Raw genomic sequence first — 7,016 nt, forward strand, 5'->3', positions numbered from 1 at the left:
TCAGACCCCCAACTCTTGACGCTGGCGCTTCAAGTGCTCCGGCATCTCTTTATAAACGTCTTCGAACATGGTCGCGGCGCTTGGAATCTGGCCGCCGGCCAGGGTGCCGTACTGTTCGGCTTCTTTCTGCGCCTTGACCACTTCGGCCTCAAGCTCGGCACTGACTGCCGTGTGCTCTTCTTCGGACCACTGGCCAATTTTGATCAGGTGCTGTTTGAGGCGCGCAATCGGGTCGCCGAGCGGGAAGTGGCTCCAGTCATCGGCCGGGCGGTATTTGGACGGATCGTCCGAGGTGGAGTGCGGGCCGGCGCGGTAGGTGACCCACTCGATCAGGGTTGGCCCAAGGTTGCGGCGCGCACGCTCGGCGGCCCAGGCAGACGCTGCATACACGGCGATAAAGTCGTTGCCGTCCACACGCAGGGAGGCGATGCCGCAACCCACGCCGCGTCCGGCGAAGGTGGTGGCTTCACCGCCGGCGATGGCCTGGAAGGTGGAGATGGCCCACTGGTTGTTGACCACGTTGAGAATGACCGGCGCGCGGTACACGTGGGCGAAGGTGAGGGCGGTGTGGAAATCCGATTCGGCGGTGGCGCCGTCGCCGATCCAGGCTGAGGCAATCTTGGTGTCGCCCTTGATCGCCGAGGCCATGCCCCAGCCCACGCCTTGCACGAATTGGGTGGCGAGGTTGCCGGAAATGGTGAAGAACCCGGCGTCCTTGACCGAGTACATGATCGGCAACTGACGGCCCTTGAGCGGGTCGCGCTCGTTGGACAGCAGTTGGCAGATCAGGTCCACCAGCGGCACTTCGCGGGCCATCAGGATGCTTTGCTGGCGGTAGGTGGGGAAGCACATGTCGTCGATATTCAAGGCCAGCGCCTGGGCGCTGCCGATGGCTTCTTCGCCAAGGCTTTGCATGTAGAACGACATTTTTTTCTGACGCTGTGCGACCACCATGCGGTTGTCGAAGATGCGCGTCTTGAGCATGGCGCGCATGCCTTTACGCATGATCTCGGCGGATACCCCTTCAGCCCACGGGCCAAGAGCCTGGCCCTGGTCGTCAAGCACGCGGATCAGGCCCTTGGCCAGGTCAGCGGTGTCGGCGGGTTCTACGTCGATGGCGGGTTTGCGCACCGTACCTGCGTCAGTCAGGCGCAGGTAGGTAAAGTCGGTCTTGCAGCCTGGGCGGCCCGAGGGTTCGGGAACGTGCAGGCGCAGTGGTGCATACGGCTGGTTCATGGCTTTCTACGCTCGATCTTGTGAATTTCTTGTAGTGGGCGCGCTAGCTGACAGTCAGTCTCCGGATAGGAGAAATCTTGTCCTACAAACATCATAGGCGTGGCGTAGAAGAATATTTATCTGTGTTTCATTGCGCTCAAGACCATTTGCGGATAAAAAAACTGCATAAACATAATAAACAGGTGATTTTGTCTCATGCGCAAACTGGACCGTACCGATATCGGCATTCTCAATGCCCTGCAGGAGAACGCCCGCATTACCAACGCCGACCTGGCCCGTTCGGTCAACCTGTCGCCCACGCCATGCTTTAACCGGGTGAAGGCCATGGAGGAATTGGGGCTTATCCGTGATCAGGTCACGTTGCTGGACGCCGATCTGCTGGGGCTGCACGTGAATGTGTTCATTCATGTGAGCCTGGAAAAGCAGAATGAACTGGCATTGCAGCAGTTCGAAGGCGCGATTTCTGACCGGCCGGAAGTGATGGAGTGTTACCTGATGGCGGGCGACCCGGATTATCTGATCCGGGTGCTGGTGCCGACGATCCAGTCGCTGGAGCGTTTCATGATGGACTTTCTGACCAAGGTGCCGGGCGTGGCCAATATTCGCTCGAGCTTTGCGCTCAAGCAGGTGCGCTACAAGACCGCGCTGCCGTTGCCGGCTAATGGCATCAGCCTGGGTTCCTGACACAACACAGGACAATTGTGGGAGCTGGCTTGCCTGCGATAGCGGTGGGCCAGTTGACACACGGGTTACTGATGCATCGCTATCGCAGGCAAGCCAGCTCCCACAAAGGAATCGGCGCTTTTTACAGTTGGTTAAGCGGAATCTTCAGATACGTCACCCCGTTTGCTTCCGCCGGCGGCATATTCCCCGCGCGCACATTTACCTGAATCGCCGGCAGCAATAGCGTCGGCATTCCCAACCCGGCATCACGCTGGGTGCGCATCTCTACAAACGCCGCCTCATCCACCCCGTCATGCACATGAATATTGCCCGCGCGCTGCTCGGCGACCGTGGTCAGGCACTTGGCCTCGCGGCTTTCAGGCGGGTAGTCATGGCACACGTACAGTTCAGTCTCCAATGGAAAGGCCAGCAGCTTGCGCATCGACGCATACAACTGTCGCGCGTCACCACCAGGGAAGTCGCAACGCGCGGTGCCTACATCCGGCATGAACAGCGTGTCGCCTACCAGAATCAAACGACCGTCGATCAGGTACGCCATGTCGGCCGGGGTGTGGCCAGGCACATGCAGCGCCTGGGCCTTCAAGTTGCCGATATGAAAGATTTCATCCGGCGCAAACAGGTGGTCGAACTGCGAGCCATCGACGCGGAATTCCGGCTCCAGGTTGAACAGGCTCTTGAAGACATCCTGGACCTTACTGATGGATTGGCCGATGGCGATTTTGCCGCCGAGCGTGCGGCGCAGGTAAGGCGCAGCGGACAAGTGATCGGCATGCGCATGGGTTTCCAGCAGCCACTGCACCTGCAAGCCGTGCTCACGCACGAACGCGATGACTTTATCGGCTTGGGCGGTATCCGTGCGCCCGGACGCGGGGTCGTAATTGAGTACCGAATCGGCGATGGCGCACGGGCCGCCATCGTGTTCATAAATGACGTAGGTGAAGGTCGACGATGCCTCGTCCAGAAAGGCTTGAATCAACGCTGGCATGGCGGCGGTCCCCGGAAACGAAAAAAGTGGTTACAATCAGTTTACGTTTACACATAATGTTTTGAGCTTAAGTGACATAAAGGACCCGAGGCAAATGGAATCTACTCTGAGTGAGGGCGAAGTCGCCCAGTTGCGCGCATCGGCGTCCAAGGCGTGCTCCTTGCTCAAGGCACTGGCCAATGAGGACCGCCTGTTGATCCTGTGCCAGTTGACCCAGGGCGAGCGCAACGTCGGCGAGCTGGAAACCATGACCGGCGTGCGTCAGCCCACCCTGTCACAACAGTTGGGCATTTTGCGTGACGAAGGGTTGGTCGCCACCCGTCGGGAAGGTAAATACATTTTCTACGGGCTGGCCAGCCACGAAGTGATTCAAGTGATGAAGACCTTGTCCGGCTTGTACTGCGGCGCGGTCATAAAAAGCTGGGCGTGACGCCATACGGCAACGACCCTTGTGTGCATTGACGATAAAAGGCAAAAGACCATGACCGAGCAACACTGGGGACCGACCATCAGTGGCGACATCGTAGTCATCGGCGGCGGCTCGGCGGGCATCGGCCTGCTGGCCAGCCTGCTCAAACGCGACCCGCAGCTGAACATCACCCTCATCGAACCTAACGACTACCACTGCTATCAGCCGGCCTGGACGCTGGTCGGTGGCGGCGCCTACGACCTGAAAAAGACCCGACGGCCGTTGGCCGACGTACTGCCCAATGGCGTCGCCTGGGTGCAGGCCGCTGTCGCCGAGTTGCTGCCCGACGAGCAAACCCTGGTGCTCGACAACGGCCAGCGCGTGAGCTGGAACAACCTGATCGTGTGCCCCGGCCTGCGCCTGGCCTGGGAAAAAATCGACGGCCTGGAACAGACCCTTGGCCAGAACGGCGTGACCTCCAACTACAGCTACGAGCACGCGGCCTACACCTGGCAGCTTGTGCAGCAGTTGCAAGGCGGCAAGGCGATCTTTACCCAGCCGGCCATGCCGATCAAATGTGCAGGCGCGCCGCAAAAAGCCATGTACCTGTCCTGCGATCACTGGCTCAAGCAGGGTAACCTGAAAAACATCGACGTCGAATTCAACCTGGCCGGCGCCGCGCTGTTTGGCGTGGCGACCTTTGTGCCGCCATTGATGAAGTACGTAGAGAAATACAACGCCCGCCTGGCGTTCAACGCCAACCTGGTCAAGGTCGATGGCCCGGCGCGCAAAGCCTGGTTTGAAGTCAAAGACGCCGAAGGCAAGGCCACCGTCGAAGAAAAATCCTTCGACCTGTTGCACGTGGTCCCGCCGCAAGTGGCCCCGGATTTTATCCGCCAGAGCTCGTTGGCCGACCCCGCCGGTTGGTGCGAGGTGAACCCGCACAGCCTGCAACACCTGCGCTACCCGCATATCTTCGGCCTCGGCGATGTGTGCGGCACCACCAACGCCAAGACCGCAGCCGCCGTGCGCAAGCAGATCGTGGTGGTGGCCGAAAACCTGCTGGCCCTGCGCAAACAGGCGCCGCTGCCGCTCAAGTACGACGGCTATGGTTCCTGCCCGTTGACGGTGGAGAAGGGCAAGGTGGTGCTGGCCGAGTTCGGCTATGGCGGCAAGCTGCTGCCGACCTTCCCGCTGGACCCGACCCAGGCACGTCGCTCGATGTGGTTCCTCAAGGCCACGCTGCTGCCGTGGTTCTACTGGAACGGCATGCTCAAGGGCCGCGAGTGGCTGACCCGCCTGAGCAAGGTGGATTAAATGCTGCTGGCAAGTCTGTTGGGTTTATTGATGGGCCTGGTCATGGGCCTGACCGGCGCGGGCGGTGGCATCCTCGGGGTGCCGGCGTTGGTGCTGGGGCTGGGCTTGACCATGACCCAGGCGGCGCCGGTGTCGTTGCTCGCCGTGGGCGCGGCGGCGGCGGTCGGCGCCATTGACGGGTTGCGCCATGGCCTGGTGCGTTACCGCGCCGCGTTATTGATCGCCTTGCTCGGTGCGCTGTTTTCGCCACTGGGTGTGTTTATTGCGCACCAGTTGCCCGAACACCTGCTGATGGGCCTGTTCAGCGCCTTGATGGTGCTGGTGGCGTGGCGCATGTTGCAACGCGAAAAGGTCGAGGCCGGGCCAAGCGACCATGGCGCCGCGTCCTGGGGCCAGAAAAACTGCATGCTCAACCAGCAGACCGGGCGCCTGGCCTGGACTGCCAAATGCAGTGCCACTCTGGCCGCGTTGGGTGCGGTAACTGGCGCGGTATCGGGCTTGCTTGGCGTGGGTGGTGGCTTCCTGATCGTGCCGGCGTTCAAGCAACTGACCGATGTGCAGATGCGCGGGATTGTCGCCACCTCTTTGATGGTGATCAGCCTGATTTCGCTGATCGGCGTGGCTGGGTCGATGCAGGCCGGTGTGAGCATTGAGCCGATGGGCTGGGTGTTTATCGGTGCGAGTATTGTCGGCATGTTGGCTGGTCGGCGTTTGTGTTCGGTGATCCCGGCGCGGGCGTTGCAGGTGGGGTTTGCCAGCCTGTGTGTGGTGGTGGCTGCGGGGATGCTGGTCAAGGCTGCGCTTTGATGCTGATGTGCAACACAGTCCGACTGTGGGAGCTGGCTTGTCTGCGATGGCGGTCTTTTGGTGGTGTACATATCCGTTGCTGCGGTAACGGCTGCTTAGGGTTCCGCCCTTACGGCGGGTCACTTTTGTAAAGACATGTACGGACCGGACACATGGTTGACGGGTGTGCGGGGACATGGTGGACACTTCTCGGCGAAGCCAGCTTCGCCGGGAGGCCATCATGCCCTGGAACACGAGAGACGCCATGAGCCTAAAACAAGAGTTTGTTTCCTTAGCAAAGAAACCCGGCAGTAATAAGCGAGAGCTGTGTCGACGATTTGGTATAAGTCCGCAAACCGCCTACAAGTGGCTAAAGCGTTACGAGGCCGGCGGCTCTGCAGGTTTGCAAGAGAAGTCACGCAGGCCCGCCAGCAGCCCCAAACTGACCCGGGCCGAGCTGGAGGCTGAGGTCGTTGCACTTCGCCAAGATCATCCGGCATGGGGCGGACGCACAATTAGCAGCATGCTGGACAAGCGAATTGCTCCCAGTACTGTCACTAATGTCCTGCACCGGCACAGCTTGATTAAGCCTTCAGAGAAAGAACCAGAGGCCCGGCTGAGATTTGAACATCCTGAGCCCAACGATCTTTGGCAGATGGATTTCAAAGGCCACTTTGCAATGCAGCAAGGCCGATGCCACCCCCTGACCATCCTGGACGATCATTCGCGGTTCAACCTGGCCATCCAAGCGTGTGATAACGAGCGAGGCACCACCGTAAAACAGAAGATGAGCGAGGTATTTGAAACTTACGGTTTACCGGCACGTATCAACGTCGACAATGGCGCGCCATGGGGCTCACCGCGTAATCCTGGCGAGATCACAGAGTTGAGTATTTGGCTGGTGCGTTTGGGAATTCGGATAAGTTTCAGTCGTCCCTACCATCCGCAAACAAATGGGAAAATCGAGCGTTTTCATCGATCACTCAAGGCAGAAGTCCTTAACGGGCGTCACTTTTCTACGCTAGCGGATGCTCAATCAGCATTCGATCAATGGCGTGAAATATACAACCTGCAACGTCCTCATCAGGCGCTGGAATACAAGGTGCCCATGGACCGCTATCGCAGCAGTCCTTGGGCTTATCCGCAAAAGCTACCTGAGTTTGAATACGGACCAGACGACGTGTTAGCCAAGGTTTATCACAGCCGTTTTCGCTTCCAAAAACGCTACTTCAGCATCGCAAAAGGCTTGGTAGGACAGCACATAGCAATCCGCCCGAACGCAGAAAGCGATGGTCTGTTCGACGTCTATTTCTGCCATCACTTTTTGCGAACAATCGACATTAGTAAGCCTGATTATGGTCAATAATGCGTCCACCATGTCCCCGCACATGTGTCAACCATGTGTCCGGTCCGTACAGCAAACGCCCCAAAAGTAACCAAAAGGTCTTCGCCCCACCACTCGGTGCCTCGCCTAGGCTCGGCATGCCCTCACTCCGGCTTGAATCCGTGGGCCGCCGCGATGGGCCATCCTTGGCCCAGCGCGGCTAACCCGGCGTCCTGCCGGGTTACCCACGGATTCAAGCCTGCGTTCGGCCATCG

General features: G+C 59.4%; 7 protein-coding genes. 5 read left to right on the forward strand and 2 right to left on the reverse strand.

All coding sequences use genetic code 11. The annotated features are described in order from the left end of the window. Positions 1-1,236 (reverse strand): 3-methyl-2-oxobutanoate dehydrogenase (2-methylpropanoyl-transferring) subunit alpha, encoded by a 1,236-nt coding sequence (locus GIW28_RS21790; RefSeq protein ID WP_017136256.1) that lies wholly within the window; start codon positions 1,234-1,236, stop codon positions 1-3. A gap of 195 nt (positions 1,237-1,431) precedes the next feature. On the opposite strand from GIW28_RS21790, the gene bkdR reads away from it, so the two are divergent. After that, the gene (gene bkdR, locus GIW28_RS21795) at positions 1,432-1,920 is read left to right on the forward strand and encodes a Bkd operon transcriptional regulator BkdR (RefSeq protein ID WP_017136255.1); all 489 of its coding nucleotides are present in this window, start codon (positions 1,432-1,434) and stop codon (positions 1,918-1,920) included. Positions 1,921-2,041: 121 nt separating this feature from the next. Here the strand turns inward: bkdR and GIW28_RS21800 are convergent, their stop codons facing one another. After that, positions 2,042-2,905: an MBL fold metallo-hydrolase gene (locus GIW28_RS21800; RefSeq protein ID WP_017136254.1), complete on the reverse strand. Its 864-nt coding sequence runs from the start codon at positions 2,903-2,905 to the stop codon at positions 2,042-2,044. Between the two features lie 94 nt (positions 2,906-2,999). On the opposite strand from GIW28_RS21800, the gene GIW28_RS21805 reads away from it, so the two are divergent. The 4 genes from GIW28_RS21805 (at position 3,000) to GIW28_RS21820 (ending at position 6,783) form a co-directional block, all read left to right on the forward strand. Further along, positions 3,000-3,335 (forward strand): ArsR/SmtB family transcription factor, encoded by a 336-nt coding sequence (locus GIW28_RS21805; RefSeq protein WP_017136253.1) that lies wholly within the window; start codon positions 3,000-3,002, stop codon positions 3,333-3,335. A gap of 51 nt (positions 3,336-3,386) precedes the next feature. Next, positions 3,387-4,631: an NAD(P)/FAD-dependent oxidoreductase gene (locus tag GIW28_RS21810; protein WP_236447926.1), complete on the forward strand. Its 1,245-nt coding sequence runs from the start codon at positions 3,387-3,389 to the stop codon at positions 4,629-4,631. Beyond that, entirely contained in the window at positions 4,632-5,438 is an 807-nt protein-coding gene (locus tag GIW28_RS21815; protein WP_017136251.1) for a sulfite exporter TauE/SafE family protein, read from the forward strand. Between the two features lie 220 nt (positions 5,439-5,658). Next, the gene (locus GIW28_RS21820; RefSeq protein WP_017135449.1) at positions 5,659-6,783 is read left to right on the forward strand and encodes an IS481 family transposase; all 1,125 of its coding nucleotides are present in this window, start codon (positions 5,659-5,661) and stop codon (positions 6,781-6,783) included. Positions 6,784-7,016 lie beyond the last annotated feature (233 nt).

Source organism: Pseudomonas sp. PA-5-4B, from assembly GCF_021606215.1.
Lineage (GTDB): Bacteria > Pseudomonadota > Gammaproteobacteria > Pseudomonadales > Pseudomonadaceae > Aquipseudomonas > Aquipseudomonas edaphica.